General features: G+C 44.9%; 13 protein-coding genes, 2 tRNA genes and 1 pseudogene. 15 read left to right on the top strand and 1 reads right to left on the bottom strand.

The features are described from left to right. Positions 1-335: 335 nt before the first annotated feature. Positions 336-809, top strand: coding sequence for a transcription elongation factor GreA (gene greA, locus IQR33_RS01015; RefSeq protein WP_005380065.1), 474 nt, complete (start codon positions 336-338; stop codon positions 807-809). 84 nt (positions 810-893) lie between these two features. Here the strand turns inward: greA and yhbY are convergent, their stop codons facing one another. Continuing rightward, on the bottom strand, positions 894-1,190 hold the full coding sequence (gene yhbY / locus IQR33_RS01020) for a ribosome assembly RNA-binding protein YhbY (protein WP_005380066.1): 297 nt from the start codon (positions 1,188-1,190) through the stop codon (positions 894-896). 138 nt (positions 1,191-1,328) lie between these two features. Here yhbY and rlmE point away from each other — a divergent pair, with 138 nt between their 5' ends. The 14 genes and pseudogenes from rlmE to IQR33_RS01090 all read left to right on the top strand — a co-directional run. Then, entirely contained in the window at positions 1,329-1,958 is a 630-nt protein-coding gene (gene rlmE / locus IQR33_RS01025; protein ID WP_005388985.1) for a 23S rRNA (uridine(2552)-2'-O)-methyltransferase RlmE, read from the top strand. 108 nt (positions 1,959-2,066) lie between these two features. Then, positions 2,067-4,040: an ATP-dependent zinc metalloprotease FtsH gene (ftsH, locus tag IQR33_RS01030; RefSeq protein ID WP_017635895.1), complete on the top strand. Its 1,974-nt coding sequence runs from the start codon at positions 2,067-2,069 to the stop codon at positions 4,038-4,040. A 52-nt stretch (positions 4,041-4,092) separates the two neighbouring features. Next, positions 4,093-4,923: a dihydropteroate synthase gene (gene folP / locus IQR33_RS01035; RefSeq protein ID WP_017635894.1), complete on the top strand. Its 831-nt coding sequence runs from the start codon at positions 4,093-4,095 to the stop codon at positions 4,921-4,923. A 19-nt stretch (positions 4,924-4,942) separates the two neighbouring features. Beyond that, on the top strand, positions 4,943-6,283 hold the full coding sequence (gene glmM / locus IQR33_RS01040) for a phosphoglucosamine mutase (RefSeq protein WP_005388992.1): 1,341 nt from the start codon (positions 4,943-4,945) through the stop codon (positions 6,281-6,283). Between the two features lie 220 nt (positions 6,284-6,503). After that, positions 6,504-6,842, top strand: coding sequence for a preprotein translocase subunit SecG (gene secG, locus IQR33_RS01045; protein WP_005380080.1), 339 nt, complete (start codon positions 6,504-6,506; stop codon positions 6,840-6,842). A 16-nt stretch (positions 6,843-6,858) separates the two neighbouring features. Further along, positions 6,859-6,942 (top strand) — tRNA-Leu (locus IQR33_RS01050). Between the two features lie 56 nt (positions 6,943-6,998). Further along, positions 6,999-7,075 (top strand) — tRNA-Met (locus tag IQR33_RS01055). Between the two features lie 225 nt (positions 7,076-7,300). Then, positions 7,301-7,756, top strand: coding sequence for a ribosome maturation factor RimP (rimP, locus tag IQR33_RS01060; protein WP_005386424.1), 456 nt, complete (start codon positions 7,301-7,303; stop codon positions 7,754-7,756). A gap of 36 nt (positions 7,757-7,792) precedes the next feature. After that, a complete protein-coding gene (nusA, locus tag IQR33_RS01065; RefSeq protein ID WP_005380084.1) occupies positions 7,793-9,280 on the top strand; it encodes a transcription termination factor NusA in 1,488 nt (495 codons plus the stop codon). A 22-nt stretch (positions 9,281-9,302) separates the two neighbouring features. Beyond that, entirely contained in the window at positions 9,303-12,014 is a 2,712-nt protein-coding gene (infB, locus tag IQR33_RS01070) for a translation initiation factor IF-2 (RefSeq protein ID WP_005380086.1), read from the top strand. Between the two features lie 114 nt (positions 12,015-12,128). Then, entirely contained in the window at positions 12,129-12,524 is a 396-nt protein-coding gene (gene rbfA / locus IQR33_RS01075) for a 30S ribosome-binding factor RbfA (RefSeq protein ID WP_005380087.1), read from the top strand. Beyond that, complete coding sequence (truB, locus tag IQR33_RS01080; RefSeq protein WP_017635892.1) at positions 12,524-13,477, top strand: tRNA pseudouridine(55) synthase TruB; 954 nt, start codon at positions 12,524-12,526, stop codon at positions 13,475-13,477. Before rbfA ends, truB begins: the two co-directional genes overlap by 1 nt. Positions 13,478-13,618: 141 nt before the next feature. Further along, positions 13,619-13,888 (top strand): 30S ribosomal protein S15, encoded by a 270-nt coding sequence (gene rpsO / locus IQR33_RS01085; RefSeq protein WP_005380094.1) that lies wholly within the window; start codon positions 13,619-13,621, stop codon positions 13,886-13,888. 292 nt (positions 13,889-14,180) lie between these two features. Next, positions 14,181-15,148, top strand: a pseudogene (locus IQR33_RS01090) (polyribonucleotide nucleotidyltransferase); the annotation flags it as partial.

Consider the following 15,148-nt stretch of genomic DNA (forward strand, 5'->3'; position numbering starts at 1 on the left):
ATGCGTTGTTTTTATTTAAATTACTGTTTTTGATTGAAATTATTGGCAATGACATTGGCCTGACATTGATTAGTTTTTATCTTTTTTGAGGTTTTTGGTGTAATGAACAGTGTTGTTTTTCAATAAATTGAGAAGGTGATTCGCCCTAGAACCGCTCTAAAAGTGAGTTATATCATTATGCCGAAAAGGCATAGTCTTGCTGTCTTTCGAATTAAGATGATTTCGTCCGGGAGTTTGTTTACACTAAACGAAATACATCTTTAAGCGCACTACCCAGTCCTATGACAGGGTGGGCTTTTTTTGTCCAAAGACCCATTTGGGCTTGAGGTTATAAAATGGAAAAAGTTCCAATGACACTACGTGGCGAGCAAAAGCTACGTGCAGAACTCGATCGTCTACTTAAACTACGTCCTCAGATCTCAGAGGCAATTGCTGAAGCTCGTGAGCTAGGTGATTTAAAAGAGAATGCTGAATATCACGCCGCTCGTGAAGAGCAGGGCATTTGTGAAGCACAAATCCGTGACATTGAATACAAACTGTCAGTTGCTCAAGTTATTGATGTAACGAAGATGGAGAACACGGGTAAAGTTATTTTTGGTTCAACCGTAACCTTGATTGATATCGACACCGAAGAAGAAAAAACGTACCAAATCGTTGGTGATGACGAAGCCGATATCAAAGCAGGTCGCATTTCAGTGAGCTCACCTATTGCTCGTGGCCTGATTGGTAAGATGGAAGGCGATGAAGTTGCTATTCAAACTCCGGGTGGCGCGAAAGACTTCGAAATTGACCGAGTAGAATATATCTAAGTCGTTTGGAGTAGCATTACTACTCTGATAAAACGCAAAAAGGTCGCCTCAGGCGACCTTTTTTCTTCAGCAACGTAAGTAGAGTTACTTACGAGGGATTTCGATTTTACGCTCTTCAGACTGGCGGTATAGCACAAGCACTTTACCAATAGTCTGAACTTTTTCAGCGCCCGTCTCACGTACGATAGCGTCGATGATTAGCTGTTTTGTTTCACGATCTTCCGAAGCAACTTTTACTTTGATAAGTTCGTGATGGTTAAGAGCGATTTCAATTTCTGCTAGCACGGCTTCTGTAAGTCCATTTGCGCCCATTAGCACAACAGGTTTTAAACTGTGAGCTAGGCCTTTAAGGTGCTGCTTTTGTTTGGTGCTTAGGTTCATTACGCGGCCAATTTTCTTTAAAATAAGGGTTGAAAAAAGCTATTTTAACGCCATCTATTGCTGAAGACTATAATTTATTGAGTAATAGGTAGCGCCTATTAAAACAATAGCTCCAATTTGTGCCTTGTTGGGATTAAAATGAGTAAACAAAAACATTCGGCTAGTTCTGGTCGTTGGTTGAAAGAACACTTTGATGATAAATACGCGAATGAAGCCCGAAAAAAAGGCTACCGCTCACGTGCTTATTTCAAGATCGATGAGATTCAAACGAAAGATAAATTGTTAAAGCCTGGAATGACAGTCGTCGACTTGGGGGCCGCGCCGGGCGGATGGTCTCAATATGCTGCTAAGATAGTAGGGGACAGTGGTCAGATCATTGCGTGTGACTTGCTTCCTATGGACCCGATTGCTGGCGTTAGCTTTTTACAAGGCGACTTTCGTGATGATGCGGTATTGGAAGCTTTGCTAGAAAGGATCCAACCTTCCATGGTAGACGTAGTAATGTCTGATATGGCGCCTAACATCGCGGGAAACAATTCTGTTGATCAACCTCGCGCTATGTATTTAGTTGAATTAGCTTTAGATATGTGTCGACAAGTTCTAGCGCCTAATGGTAGCTTTGTCGTAAAGGTTTTCCAAGGGGAAGGCTTCGATCAGTATGTGAAAGAAGTCCGAGACATGTTTAAAGCCGTAAAAATTAGAAAACCAGACTCATCGCGAGCTCGCTCTCGAGAGGTCTTCGTCGTAGCCACTGGTTACAAAGGTTAACCATTTTGCTCTCTTGAGAGCGTGTTAACACTATAGCTACAGTTAATGAACTGTAGTACCCTACCTTTAATTACAATTAGTTATCGAGAGGCTTACACCTTGAGTGACATGGCAAAAAATTTAATTCTGTGGCTTGTTATCGCCGTCGTATTGATGTCGGTATTCCAGAGCTTTGGCCCTGGAGAAAGCAATGGCAGAACCGTGGATTACACCACGTTTGTACAGGAAGTTGGCCAAGGCCAGATTCAAGAAGCAACTTTTAAAGACGGTGAAATTAGCTTTGTTCGTCGTGGCGGCGGTGCCAAAATGGTCACTTACATGCCAGTGTATGACCAAAAGCTTCTAGATGACCTAATTAACCAAAACGTGAAAGTACAAGGCACGCCTCCAGAAGAGCAAAGCTTGCTTGGTACTATCTTCATCTCTTGGTTCCCAATGATCTTACTAATTGGTGTATGGATTTTCTTCATGCGTCAAATGCAAGGCGGCGGTGGTAAAGGCGCCATGTCTTTTGGTAAGAGCAAAGCTCGAATGATGAGCGAAGAACAAATCAAGACAACTTTTGCTGACGTTGCTGGCTGTGACGAAGCAAAAGAAGACGTGAAAGAGCTGGTGGACTACCTACGCGATCCAAGCCGCTTCCAAAAACTGGGCGGTAAGATTCCAACGGGTGTTCTAATGGTTGGTCCTCCTGGTACGGGTAAAACGCTTCTAGCGAAAGCCATTGCCGGTGAGGCGAAAGTACCATTCTTTACTATCTCTGGTTCTGATTTCGTAGAAATGTTCGTTGGTGTTGGTGCATCTCGTGTGCGTGACATGTTTGAACAAGCAAAGAAAGCTGCACCTTGTATCATCTTTATCGATGAGATCGATGCGGTAGGTCGTCAACGTGGCGCAGGTGTTGGTGGTGGTCATGATGAACGTGAACAAACACTAAACCAAATGCTCGTTGAGATGGATGGTTTCGAAGGTAACGAAGGTATTATCGTTATCGCTGCGACTAACCGTCCGGACGTGCTAGACCCTGCGCTACTGCGTCCTGGTCGTTTTGACCGTCAAGTGGTAGTTGGTCTTCCAGATGTACGTGGCCGTGAACAGATCCTAAAAGTTCACATGCGTAAGGTCCCTCTAGCGGGTGATGTAGAGCCTTCTCTCATCGCACGTGGTACTCCAGGCTTCTCTGGTGCTGACCTAGCAAACTTAGTTAACGAAGCAGCCCTGTTTGCTGCGCGCGGTAACAAGCGCAACGTTTCTATGGTTGAGTTTGAACTGGCGAAAGACAAAATCATGATGGGTGCTGAGCGCCGTTCAATGGTGATGTCTGAGGAAGTGAAAGAGTCAACCGCATACCACGAAGCGGGTCACGCGATTGTTGGTCGCTTGGTTCCTGAACACGATCCAGTGTACAAAGTGTCTATCATTCCACGTGGTCGTGCGTTGGGTGTAACAATGTACCTTCCAGAGCAGGACCGCGTGAGTATGTCTCGCCAACACCTAGAATCAATGATTTCTAGCTTGTACGGTGGTCGTTTAGCAGAAGAACTTATCTACGGTGCTGACAAAGTATCAACCGGTGCTTCTAATGATATCGAGCGCGCAACAGATATTGCTCGTAAGATGGTTACTCAATGGGGTTTCTCTGAAAAGCTTGGCCCTCTGCTGTATGCAGAAGATGAAGGCGAAGTGTTCTTAGGGCGTAGTGTAACTCAGACTAAACATGTGTCTGACGATACAGCGAAGTTGATTGATGACGAAGTTCGTCAGATCATTGACCGCAACTACGATCGTGCGAAGAAGATTCTTCAAGAGAACATGGATATCATGCATGCGATGAAAGATGCGCTGATGAAGTATGAAACCATTGATGCTCGCCAGATTGATGACTTAATGGAGCGCAAAGCTGAAATTCGTGAGCCTGCGGGCTGGAGTGATAACTCAGCAAGCAAACCAGAAGACAGCGACAAGCCTCAAGCAAAGCAAGAAGTTAAAGAAGAAGCAACGGAGACTGCGAAAGATGCAGAACAGCCTAGCTCTTCTGAAACAACTTCTAACGAAGCGCCTGAAAAGAAAGACTCTGAATAAAGAGTATCGATAATATTAAACCCCGAGTTATCTCGGGGTTTTTGTGTTTATGATGATGATTACAGCAAATAACAAATCTTTGGACCTTTCGCGTCCACATGTCATGGCCATTCTAAATGTGACACCGGATTCCTTTTCGGATGGCGGTAAATACAACTCAATTGAACTTGCTCTTGCTCAAGTTGATAAAATGATAAAGGCTGGTGTAAGTATTGTTGATGTTGGTGGTGAATCAACAAGACCTGGTGCACCGGATGTGTCTTTGGAAGAAGAGCTTAGGCGTGTTGTCCCAGTAATCAAAGCCATTCGTGAAAAATATGATGTATGGATTTCCGTTGACACCAGTAAAGCAGAAGTGATGCGTCAAGCAATTGATGCTGGGGCTGATTTGATCAATGACATCCGTTCGCTGCAAGAGCCAGGTGCTCTGGAAGTCGCAGCAGAAGCAAGCCTTCCAATTTGTCTGATGCATATGAAAGGTCAGCCTAGGACCATGCAAGTTGACCCTCATTATGATGATTTAATGGGGGACGTGTCGGCTTTTCTAGAAGAACGTATCGCGGCGTGTGAAGCAGCAGGGATTGATAAATCTCAACTGATTCTCGATCCTGGGTTTGGCTTTGGCAAAACAATCGAACACAATTATCATATGCTTGCTCATCTTGAAAAGCTTCATGAATTCGGCCTGCCTATTTTGGCTGGCATGTCTCGTAAATCCATGATCTTCAAACTGTTAGACAAGCCAGCGGCAGAGTGTACGAACGCAAGTGTCGTTTGTGCTACGATTGCCGCGATGAAAGGCGCGCAGATCATTCGCGTGCATGACTTTGAAGAGACAATCGAAGCGATGAAAGTTGTTGAGATGACGAAAAACAATATTTAAAAATAATAAAGGAAAGTTTATGTCGAATGAAAGACGTTACTTTGGTACTGACGGTGTGCGCGGTAAAGTAGGACAATACCCAATCACTCCAGACTTCGTACTTAAGCTTGGCTGGGCTGCTGGTCGTGTACTAGCGAAACAAGGCACAAAGAAAGTTATCATAGGTAAAGATACACGCATTTCAGGTTATATGCTTGAATCTGCACTAGAGGCTGGCCTTGCAGCTGCGGGACTTAAAGCAACATTTACTGGTCCCATGCCAACTCCAGCTGTGGCATATTTAACTCAGACTTTCCGTGCCGAGGCTGGTATTGTGATTTCTGCATCACATAACCCATATTACGACAACGGCATTAAATTCTTTTCTTCTGAGGGTACTAAGCTACCTGACGATATCGAATTGGCGATCGAAGCTGAGTTAGATAAAGAAATTGAATGTGTGGAGTCGGCTGAGCTTGGTAAAGCAACCCGCCTAAATGATGCAGCTGGTCGTTACATCGAGTTCTGTAAGAGTACTTTCCCATCTGAGTTGAGCCTTGCGAACTTTAAGATCGTAGTAGACTGTGCGCACGGTGCAACGTACCACATCGCTCCAAATGTTTTCAAAGAACTTGGGGCAGAAGTTATCGCTATGGGCGTAGAGCCTAACGGCATCAACATTAATGAAAAAGTGGGCGCAACAGACGTACGAGCTCTTCAACAGCGTGTTGTTGAAGAGCAAGCGCATCTTGGTCTCGCATTTGATGGTGATGGTGACCGCATCATTATGGTCGACCACCTAGGTAACAAAGTTGATGGTGACCAAATTGCTTATATCATCGCTCGTGATGCACTTCGTCGTGGTGAGCTAAAGGGTGGTGTTGTTGGTACACTAATGACTAACTTGGGTATGGAAAATGGTTTAAAGCAGCTAGGCATTCCGTTTGTACGTGCTGCTGTTGGTGACCGTTATGTCATGGAGCAACTGCTAGAAAAAGGTTGGAAAATTGGTGCTGAAAACTCAGGCCATGTGATCTTATTAGATAAAGTCACAACCGGCGATGCGATTGTTGCTGCACTTCAAGTACTTGCTTCTGTAATTGGCAGCGATATGTCTTTATATGAACTATCGCAAGGAATGACATTATATCCTCAGGTTTTAGAAAATGTCCGTTTCTCAGGAGAAAGTAACCCTCTTGAAGCTACAGCTGTATTAAACGCTGTCGCTGAAGTAGAGGCGACACTTGGTGATAAAGGGCGTGTACTGCTGCGTAAGTCTGGCACTGAGCCTTTGATCCGCGTTATGGTGGAAGGCGAAGATGGTGAACTAGTTCAACACTCAGCATTGAAAATCGCTGAGGCTGTTAAAGCAAGTTGTTAATCATTGCGTTAAAGCATGTCTTGAATGAAAAGGGCATCTTTTGCCCTTTTTTTGAGCGCTTAACGCATTGGCATTGATTTTTTACTAATTTTCCCTTGTCAGCGTTACTGGCTTTCGCTAGTATTGCTCCGCCTCCCGTTAGGAGGTCGCTAGCCTTGTTCATTATGATTTGTTCTTTTGAACGGCGCTGGCTCAACAATTTGGAACATAGGTGGAAAAAATGTTTTCAGTTCTACTTGTGATTTACCTGTTGGCAGCGCTTGGTGTGATTGGCCTTGTGTTGATTCAACAAGGTAAAGGCGCAGATATGGGAGCCTCGTTCGGTGCTGGTGCTTCAAACACAGTGTTTGGTGCTGGCGGCTCAGGTAATTTCTTAACCCGAACAACTGCTATTTTAGCAACCGTATTCTTTATCGTTAGCTTGTTACTTGGTCGTATGTCTACGCACCAGACTGAATCACAATGGGTAGACCCAACGTTAGGTCAACCAGTTGTTGAACAAGTTAAGGATGCAGCGAGTGAAGTTCCTGCCCCTGCGGGTGATGAAATTCCTCAATAAGCTGTAAGGTTTTGATGCCGAGATGGTGAAATTGGTAGACACGCTAGCATGAGGTGCTAGTGCCTTAGGTGTGAGGGTTCGAGTCCCTCTCTCGGCACCATGTATTTACAAACTTGTAAATCACTTGTTTGCGAGTATAATGCTCAGCAAGTCGGACGCGGGGTGGAGCAGCTTGGTAGCTCGTCGGGCTCATAACCCGAAGGTCGTCGGTTCAAATCCGGCCCCCGCAACCAATCTCTTTCTTTAAAAGGAAATCGTAGATTGGCAAGTTTGCGTAGTGCTAACCACACTACGAGTTAAGAAAAGCAATTGTTGGCTATTCTTAACGTATCAGGGTCCAGCAGCATAAAACCCCGACTATCGGGGTTTTTTGTTATCTGAGCTTTTTGAAATAGCTCAGATACTGCTTGGTTTTTTGATTGGGCTCTGAGCCCTTTTTTTGTTTCTGGAGTGGTTAAATGACTGGTTTAGAAAGACAACTTACTGAAATGCTTGACGCGCCAGTAGCGGCATCAGGTTATGAGTTAGTTGGATTAGAATTCATTCGTGCAGGCGCGCACTCAACGTTACGTATCTACATTGACCATGAAAATGGTATTAACGTAGACGACTGTGCAGAAGTTAGCCACCAAGTTAGTGCAGTTTTAGACGTTGAAGATCCAATTTCTGTTGCTTACAGCCTAGAAGTGTCTTCTCCAGGTTTAGAAAGACCACTTTTTAAAGCAGCACATTACGAGCAATTTATTGGTCACGAGGTCAGCATCGTATTGAAAATGGCTGTAGCAAACCGTCGTAAGTGGAAAGGTATTATCCACGGTGTTGATGGCGAAACAGTGACAATTACTGTAGACGGTCAGCAAGAAGAGTTTGCTCTAAGTAACATTTCCAAAGCTAACCTGATCCCTAAATTTTAGTTCCCTAAAAAAGTTTAAGCTTAGAGGCTAAATATAATGAGTAAAGAAATTTTAGCGGTAGCAGAAGCGGTATCGAACGAAAAAGCGGTACCTCGTGAGCGTATCTTTGAGGCTCTTGAGATTGCTCTAGCAACTTCTACAAAGAAAAAATACGAAATCGAAATCGACGTACGTGTTGCCATTGACCGTAAAACCGGTGAGTTTGTCACTTACCGCCGTTGGTTAGTTGTTGATGACGTTGAGAACCCTACAAAAGAGATCTCACTAGAAGCAGCGCAATACGAAGATGACTCAATCGAGCTTGGCGACTACGTAGAAGACGAAATCGAATCAGTAACGTTTGACCGTATTACGACTCAAACTGCTAAGCAAGTTATCGTTCAAAAAGTTCGTGAAGCTGAGCGCGCACAAATCGTTGAACAGTTCATCGACAATGAAGGTGATCTAATCACTGGTGTCGTGAAAAAAGTAAACCGTGACACAATCGTGCTTGATCTTGGTAATAACGCTGAAGCGGTAATCCTGCGTGATGACCAACTTCCTCGTGAAAACTTCCGTCCAGGCGACCGCGTACGTGGCCTTCTTTACAAAGTCGCGCCTGAAGCACGTGGTTTCCAATTGTTCATCACTCGTTCTAAGCCAGAAATGTTGGCAGAACTGTTCCGTGTTGAAGTGCCTGAAATCGCAGAAGATATTATCGAGCTTAAAGGCGCAGCACGTGATCCTGGTTCTCGCGCTAAGATCGCTGTCAAAACAAATGACAAACGTATCGACCCTGTAGGTGCGTGTGTTGGTATGCGTGGTGCACGTGTACAAGCTGTTTCTGGCGAACTTGGTGGTGAGCGTATCGATATCGTTCTTTGGGATGATAACCCAGCTCAATTCGTTATCAACGCAATGGCGCCAGCTGATGTTGCTTCTATCATCGTTGATGAGGATGCACACTCAATGGACATCGCAGTTGAAGCTGACAACCTAGCGCAAGCTATCGGTCGTAACGGTCAAAACGTGCGTCTAGCATCTCAACTAACAGGTTGGGAACTGAATGTTATGACAGTTGCTGATCTTCAGAAGAAACACGCTGAAGAATCACAAGCATCTATTGAAAACTTCATGAAGTACCTAGATATTGAAGAAGACTTCGCTCAACTTCTTGTTGAAGAAGGTTTCTCAACGCTAGAAGAAATCGCATACGTGCCAGTTAACGAGCTACTAGAAATCGATGGTTTGAATGAAGAACTAATCGAAGAGCTTCGTGGACGTGCAAAAGATGCACTAACGACGATCGCACTAGCACAAGAAGAGTCTTTTGAAGGTCTAGAACCAGCTGAGGACCTACTTGCACTTGAAGGTCTTGAGCGTGAGATGGCATTTAAATTGGCAGCGAAAGGTGTAGCGACACTGGAAGATCTTGCTGACCAAGGTATTGACGATTTAGAAGGTATCGAAGGCCTGACCGAAGAACGTGCAGGTGAGCTAATTATGGCCGCACGTAACATCTGTTGGTTCGGCGAAGAAGCATAATTTTCGGCAAGGAGGAAGCGGCATGACACAATTAACAGTTAAAGCACTGAGTGATGAGATTGGTACGCCAGTCGACCGCTTGATTGAACAACTTGCTGACGCTGGCATTAAAAAGGCGAGCTCTGACAATGTTACTGATGAAGAGAAGCAGAAGCTTCTCTCTCATTTAAAGAAAGAACACGGTGATAAATCAGGTGATTCAGAGCCGACTCGCCTTACGCTTCAGCGTAAAACTCGTAGTACACTTAGTGTGAACGCGGGTGGTGGTAAGAGTAAGAATGTTCAGGTTGAGGTGCGCAAAAAACGTACATACGTGAAGCGCAGCACAATTGAAGATGAAGCGAAACGTGAAGCTGAAGAAGCAGCACAACGTGAAGCAGAAGAAGCAGCAAAACGTGCAGCAGAAGAAGCTGCAAAACGTGAAGCTGAAGAAGCTGCGAAACGTGAAGCTGAAGAAGCTGCAAAACGTGAAGCGGAAGAAAAAGCGAAACGTGAAGCTGAAGAAAAAGCGAAGCGAGACGTAGATACGAATGCACAACGTAATGCTGAAGAAAAAGCAAAGCGTGATGCTGAAGAGAAAATTAAGCAAGAAGCAGCGCGAAAAGAGGCCGACGAGCTTAAACGTCGTCAGGAAGAAGAAGCTAAGCGTAAGGCTGAAGAGGAAAGTCAGCGCAAGCTTGAAGAAGCTCGCGAATTGGCTGAAAAGAATAAAGAGCGTTGGTCTGCTGCAGAAGAGAAAAAGGGTGATATGGAAGATACAGATTACCATGTAACGACTTCACAATACGCACGTGAAGCCGAAGATGAAGCAGATCGCAAAGTAGAAGGCGGTCGTCGTAAGAAGAAAAAAGCAGCTTCGGGTAAAGACGACCAAGCTCGCGGTGGCCGTAACAACCAACGTGGCGGTAGAGGTCGTAAGGGCAAACTTGCTAAGCCGACTTCAATGCAGCACGGGTTTGATAAGTCAGCAACGGTTGCTAAGCAAGACGTTGTAATTGGCGAAACGATCGTTCTATCAGAACTTGCTAACAAGATGTCGGTTAAAGCGACAGAAGTTATCAAAGTAATGATGAAGATGGGCGCTATGGCGACTATCAACCAAGTGATCGACCAAGAAACAGCACAACTTGTTGCTGAAGAAATGGGCCATAAAGTAGTTCTTCGTAAAGAGAACGAACTGGAAGAAGCGGTACTATCTGACCGTGACACTAACGCGGAAGCAGTTCCACGTGCTCCAGTTGTTACTATCATGGGTCACGTTGACCACGGCAAAACGTCAACACTTGACTACATCCGTCGCACACACGTTGCTTCTGGCGAAGCGGGTGGTATTACTCAGCACATTGGTGCGTACCACGTTGAAACAGACAACGGCATGATCACGTTCCTTGATACTCCTGGACACGCAGCGTTTACTGCAATGCGTGCTCGTGGTGCTCAAGCGACAGATATCGTTGTTCTTGTAGTTGCAGCAGACGATGGTGTAATGCCACAAACAGTAGAAGCGATTCAGCACGCGAAAGCGGCAGGCGTTCCTCTAATTGTTGCTGTGAACAAGATCGATAAAGAAGACGCGAACCCAGATAACGTTAAGAACGAGCTTGCTCAATACGACGTTATTCCTGAAGAGTGGGGCGGTGAGAACATGTTCGTTCACATCTCTGCTAAACAGGGTACAAACATCGATGGTCTTCTAGAAGCTATCCTTCTTCAGTCTGAAGTTCTTGAACTTACAGCTGTAGCTGAAGGCATGGCATCTGGTGTTGTTGTTGAATCTCGCCTAGATAAAGGTCGTGGTCCAGTTGCAACAGTACTTGTTCAATCAGGTACACTAAACAAAGGCGACATCGTTCTTTGTGGTCAAGAATACGGCCGTGTTCGTGCAATGCGTGATGAGCTAGGTAAAGAAATTACTTCGGCTGGCCCATCTATCCCTGTAGAGATCCTAGGTCTTTCAGGTGTACCATCTTCAGGTGATGAAGCAACAGTAGTTCGTGACGAGCGTAAAGCGCGTGAAGTAGCTAACTACCGTGCTGGTAAGTTCCGTGAAGTGAAACTTGCTCGTCAGCAGAAATCTAAACTAGAGAACATGTTCTCTAACATGACTGCTGGTGAAGTTGCTGAACTTAACGTTGTACTTAAAGCAGACGTTCAAGGTTCTGTAGAAGCAATCGCTGACTCACTAGTTAAGCTATCTACTGACGAAGTTAAAGTGAACATCGTTGGTTCTGGTGTAGGTGGTATTACGGAAACTGACGTAGTACTAGCGGAAGCTTCAAACGCAATCATCCTTGGCTTTAACGTTCGTGCAGATGCTTCTGCTCGCCGTGCTGTTGAAGCCGCAGCTGTTGACTTACGTTACTACTCAATCATTTACCAATTGATTGATGAAGTGAAACAAGCAATGGGCGGTATGCTTGCTCCAGAATTCAAGCAAGAGATCATTGGTCTTGCTGAAGTTCGTGACGTGTTTAAGTCACCGAAACTGGGCGCTATCGCTGGTTGTATGGTTACAGAAGGTGTGATCAAGCGTAACAACCCAATCCGTGTACTACGTGATAACGTTGTTATTTACGAAGGTGAACTAGAGTCACTACGTCGTTTCAAAGATGACGTTCAAGAAGTTAAGAATGGCTACGAATGTGGTATCGGCGTTAAGAACTACAATGATGTTCGCGTTGGTGACCAAATCGAAGTCTTCGAAATCGTTGAAATTAAACGTACTCTAGACTAATTGACTAAAATTACTAATATTGTCTTTGAAAGATAAGTAGTAATTGGTTGTTGAATACACCATGGGGGGCTGGCTTTGACCAACCCCCCATTCTTTCTATATAAGAGTAAAGATATGTCAAAAGAATTTAGCCGCACGCAGCGCGTTGCACAGCAGCTGCAAAAAGAACTAGCGATGATCCTTCAACGTGAAGTTCGTGACTCTCGCCTTGGCATGGTGACGATCTCAGACGTAGAAGTCTCTCGTGACCTAGCTTACGCAAAAGTATTTGTGACCTTCCTGTGTGTGGGTGAGCAAACACCAGAATCATGTCTAGCAGCGCTACGTGAGCACGAAGTGCACATTCGCATGATGTTAGGTAAGCGTATTCGTCTACGTTTAACGCCAGAAATCCGCTTCCACTATGACAATACGCTGGTTGAAGGTATGCGTATGTCTAACCTAGTGTCTGAAGTCGTTAGTTCAGACAAACAAAAGCAAAAAGATTCTGGTCGTGAGGACGAAGAATAATGGCTCGTCGTCGTAAAGGTCGTCCAATTAATGGTGTTATACTGTTGGACAAACCAACAGGTATCTCTTCCAATGATGCACTGCAAAAAGTAAAGCGAATCTACTTTGCTGAGAAAGCAGGCCACACTGGAGCCTTGGACCCATTAGCGACAGGCATGCTTCCAATTTGCTTGGGTGAAGCGACAAAATTTTCTCAGTTTCTTCTTGATTCTGATAAACGCTACCGCGTGATCGCAAAGCTGGGTGAACGTACCAATACGTCTGACTCGGATGGTGAAGTTGTAGAGACGCGTCCAGTCGATGTTACGTTAGACAAGCTAGAAGCGTGCATCGATCAGTTCCGTGGTGAATCTGATCAAGTGCCTTCCATGTTCTCTGCGTTGAAGTATCAAGGTAAACCCTTGTATGAATACGCTCGTAAAGGCATCGAAGTTCCGCGTGAATCTCGTAAGATCACGGTATATGAGATTGTTCTTCACTGTTTTGAAGGCGATGAAGTAGAGATGGAAGTGCACTGCTCTAAAGGTACCTATATTCGTACTATCGTTGATGATCTGGGCGAAATGTTAGGTTGTGGTGCGCACGTAACTATGCTTCGTCGTACTGGTGTTGCTAAATACCCTTACGAGAATATGGTAACACTTGAGCAACTAAATGAGTTGCTAGAGCAAGCTCACCGCGAGGAACGAGCGCCTCGAGAGCTACTGGACCCACTTCTTTTGCCAATGGATACAGCGGTAGAAGACTTACCAGAAGTCAACTTGGTGCCTGAACTGGCGAATATGGTCCAACATGGGCAGCCCGTTCAAGTATTTGGTGCTCCGACTGAGGGCTCACTTCGCCTTACTATGGGTGAAGAACGCTTGTTTATTGGCGTTGGCGAAATGAACGAAGATGGCAAAATCGCTCCTAAGCGATTGGTCGTGTTCCGAGATGACGTTGCATCCAAGTAAATGATTGAAAATACCGACCTGAGTGTCGGTATTTTTATATTGCACGAGATAGGAAATTTCCCTATAATCCGCGCTTCGCGTAGCGGCTGAATCAGAGATTGGCTGCTACAACTTTAAACCTACTCTTATTAGGAGAGAATTATGTCTCTGAATGCAGAAACTAAAGCAGCAATCGTTGCAGAATACGCACAAGGCGAAGGCGACACTGGTTCACCAGAAGTTCAAGTAGCTCTACTTACAGCTTCTATCAACCACCTACAAGGTCACTTCAAAGCGCACAAAGGCGATCACCACAGCCGTCGTGGTCTTCTACGCATGGTTTCTCGTCGTCGTAAGCTTCTAGATTACCTAAAAGGTAAAAACCTAGCTCGCTACCAAGACCTAATCAAACGTCTAGGCCTACGTCGCTAATCAGCGACTGCATAGCAGTTTGTCTAAAAAGGGGCTTTATGCCCCTTTTTTGTTGCCTAAATTTAGCCAAATTAGACTTATGCCGTTATAATACTGGCGGCTAAACCTTGTAAGAGGTTTTCTCAAAAGCTCATAGCATTACAGTCAACCACGTCGACCAAAAGGTCGCGACTATTCAAAAGGAATTTCCGAGTTTCTTTTTACTAGTCGCGATTCGTAATGCCTTGAGTGTCAATTAACACATCTAAGATTTCTTTAAGCACTAAAGGAAGATTAGAAACAAGGAATAACAATGTTCGAAAAACCAGTTGTTAAAACGTTCCAGTACGGTAACCACACAGTTACTTTAGAAACTGGCGTTATTGCACGTCAAGCTACAGCAGCAGTTATGGTCACAATGGATGATACGTCTGTATTCGTATCTGTTGTAGGTAAAAAAGAAGCCGTTGCAGGTCAAGACTTCTTCCCACTAACGGTTAACTACCAAGAGCGTACTTACGCTGCGGGTAAAATTCCAGGCGGCTTCTTCAAACGTGAAGGTCGTCCTTCTGAAGGCGAAACGCTAACAGCTCGTCTAATCGACCGTCCAATCCGTCCGCTATTCCCAGACGCGTTTAAAAACGAAGTTCAGGTTATCGCGACAGTAATGTCTGTAAACCCAGATGTTCAGCCAGATATCGTTACAATGATCGGTACTTCTGCTGCTCTTGCTATCTCTGGCATTCCATTCAACGGCCCTATCGGTGCGGCGCGTGTTGGTCATATCGATGGTCAGCTTGTACTTAACCCTAGCCAAACTGAACTAGAAACTTCTAAGCTTGACCTTGTTGTTGCAGGTACAGAGTCAGCAGTACTGATGGTTGAGTCAGAAGCGGACAACCTAACTGAAGAAGAAATGCTAGCGGCGGTTGTTTATGGTCATGACCAACAACAAGTTGCTATTCAAGCTATCAACGAATTCAAAGCAGAAGTTGCAACTCCTGCTTGGGATTGGGTTGCTCCTGAAGAGAACACAGCGCTTAAAAATAAGATTGCTGATCTAGCAGAAGCTAAACTTGTTGAAGCTTACCAAATTACTGAGAAAATGGCTCGTTACGACCGCATCCATGAGATCGCTGCGGAAGTAAATGAAGTTCTTCTTGCTGAAGATCCTGAAGCAGACACAAAAGAAATCCACACTATCTTCCATGATCTAGAGAAGACAGTAGTACGTAGCCGTATTATTGCAGGTAACCCTCGTATCGATGGCCGTGAAAAAGA

Source organism: Vibrio sp. OPT46 (assembly GCF_015163535.1).
Classification (GTDB): Bacteria; Pseudomonadota; Gammaproteobacteria; order Enterobacterales; family Vibrionaceae; genus Vibrio; species Vibrio alginolyticus.

What these genes read in the sequence shown, in the direction of transcription:
- greA (WP_005380065.1), top strand. Translation starts at nt 336, where the DNA reads ATGGAAAAAGTTCCAATGACACTACGTGGCGAGCAAAAGCTACGTGCA.
- yhbY (WP_005380066.1), bottom strand. Translation starts at nt 1,190, where the DNA reads ATGAACCTAAGCACCAAACAAAAGCAGCACCTTAAAGGCCTAGCTCAC.
- rlmE (WP_005388985.1), top strand. Translation starts at nt 1,329, where the DNA reads ATGAGTAAACAAAAACATTCGGCTAGTTCTGGTCGTTGGTTGAAAGAA.
- ftsH (WP_017635895.1), top strand. Translation starts at nt 2,067, where the DNA reads ATGGCAAAAAATTTAATTCTGTGGCTTGTTATCGCCGTCGTATTGATG.
- folP (WP_017635894.1), top strand. Translation starts at nt 4,093, where the DNA reads ATGATGATTACAGCAAATAACAAATCTTTGGACCTTTCGCGTCCACAT.
- glmM (WP_005388992.1), top strand. Translation starts at nt 4,943, where the DNA reads ATGTCGAATGAAAGACGTTACTTTGGTACTGACGGTGTGCGCGGTAAA.
- secG (WP_005380080.1), top strand. Translation starts at nt 6,504, where the DNA reads ATGTTTTCAGTTCTACTTGTGATTTACCTGTTGGCAGCGCTTGGTGTG.
- rimP (WP_005386424.1), top strand. Translation starts at nt 7,301, where the DNA reads ATGACTGGTTTAGAAAGACAACTTACTGAAATGCTTGACGCGCCAGTA.
- nusA (WP_005380084.1), top strand. Translation starts at nt 7,793, where the DNA reads ATGAGTAAAGAAATTTTAGCGGTAGCAGAAGCGGTATCGAACGAAAAA.
- infB (WP_005380086.1), top strand. Translation starts at nt 9,303, where the DNA reads ATGACACAATTAACAGTTAAAGCACTGAGTGATGAGATTGGTACGCCA.
- rbfA (WP_005380087.1), top strand. Translation starts at nt 12,129, where the DNA reads ATGTCAAAAGAATTTAGCCGCACGCAGCGCGTTGCACAGCAGCTGCAA.
- truB (WP_017635892.1), top strand. Translation starts at nt 12,524, where the DNA reads ATGGCTCGTCGTCGTAAAGGTCGTCCAATTAATGGTGTTATACTGTTG.
- rpsO (WP_005380094.1), top strand. Translation starts at nt 13,619, where the DNA reads ATGTCTCTGAATGCAGAAACTAAAGCAGCAATCGTTGCAGAATACGCA.